Raw genomic sequence first — 1,371 nt, forward strand, 5'->3', positions numbered from 1 at the left:
GATAAAGCAACACTTTTTCTGTAAATTCGATCATTTCTTCTTTTCTCATTCTATTTCAATTGTTTAAATCTCTTTTAATAGAGGTTCCATATCTAAATATCGCTTTCCCGTTACCCACTCTTCGTGGATTTCTATTATTACTCCCGTTACCAATCGAAGCGCTGATTCGGTATTTGGGAATAATACTGCCACCCGGGTCCTTCTCTTAATTTCCCTATTTACTCTTTCTATTCCATTGGAAGTCCGGAGCTTTTTCCTATGCTCTTTTGGAATCTGGTAAACCGTTAGCCCTTCATCTACGTTTTCCTCTAGCCATTTCGAGAACTCAGGAGCTGTTTTCTCATACTCCTTTATTGCCCGATTTTTCATTTCTTCCGCCATTTCCAATGTAGGACTATTAAAAATCCCTCGCATGGTCTCTGCTATTTCTCCTTTCATTGATTTCTTAGGAGCATAACTCTGAGCATTTTGGGCTAAATGAAACTGACATCTTTGCCAAGGTATTGATGGAAACACCGCTTTTCTCGCGCTTTTTAGTCCTGCATGATCGTCACTCACAATGAGTCTCACTCCTCTCATACCCCGCTTTTGCAGGCCACTTAGAAACTCACGCCAATGTACCTCAGCTTCAGAAAGGCTTGCTGATGCTCCCAAAATTTCTCTTTTTCCTTCAGGTGTTACCCCGTAAGCTAGCAATACCGCCATGTCTATAACTGATCCATTATGCCGCACTTTTAAGTATGTCGCGTCAAACACCAAGTAGCAAATCTCTCCAATAGTTCTATTTCGAAATTTTTCAAACTCTTCGTCTAACTCTTTTGTCACCCGAGATACCTGCGTTGAGCTAATCTCAGAACCACACAGCTTTTCTGTAATATTCTGAACTTTCCGAGTTGACACTCCTTTTAAATACATTTGAGCAATCGCTACTTTTAATGCTTTTTCCGAGCGACACCCCTTTTCTATACTCTGCGGGTAAAACCCTAATCCTCTAACCTGCGGTACCTCTAAGTCTAGTGATCCCATTCTGGTCTGCAAACTTTTTGGCTTATACCCATTTGCATACCCTTTTCTCTCGCTTGACCTTTCATGAGAGGCCGCCCCAAGAAATTGTTCTCTCTCGCACTTCATTGCTGCATTAAAAAGCATTTCTAGCACAGGCTTTAATCCTTCTTCTCCCTGGCCAATTATTCCTTTAATAATTTGTTCAACTAGGGTATCGTTAATTTGGTCTGACATCATCAAAATTCTCCTTTAAGTTTTTGGATGAGTTTAAAAGAAGAATCTGATCTCAGACCACTTTTTTTCCAGAAGTTTTTGCTTCCGGGCAACCTCGTTGGTCTGAATTTACAGAATCAATGTTACACTACC

1 protein-coding gene is annotated in these 1,371 nt (G+C 40.5%); it reads right to left on the minus strand.

The features are described from left to right. Positions 1–63: 63 nt before the first annotated feature. Positions 64–1,242 (minus strand): IS256 family transposase, encoded by a 1,179-nt coding sequence (locus NEPTK9_RS09480; RefSeq protein WP_228547123.1) that lies wholly within the window; start codon positions 1,240–1,242, stop codon positions 64–66. Positions 1,243–1,371: the final 129 nt, after the last annotated feature.

The sequence above is a fragment of the Candidatus Neptunochlamydia vexilliferae genome (assembly GCF_015356785.1).
GTDB lineage: Bacteria > Chlamydiota > Chlamydiia > Chlamydiales > Simkaniaceae > Neptunichlamydia > Neptunichlamydia vexilliferae.

What these genes read in the sequence shown, in the direction of transcription:
- NEPTK9_RS09480 (WP_228547123.1), bottom strand. Translation starts at nt 1,242, where the DNA reads ATGATGTCAGACCAAATTAACGATACCCTAGTTGAACAAATTATTAAA.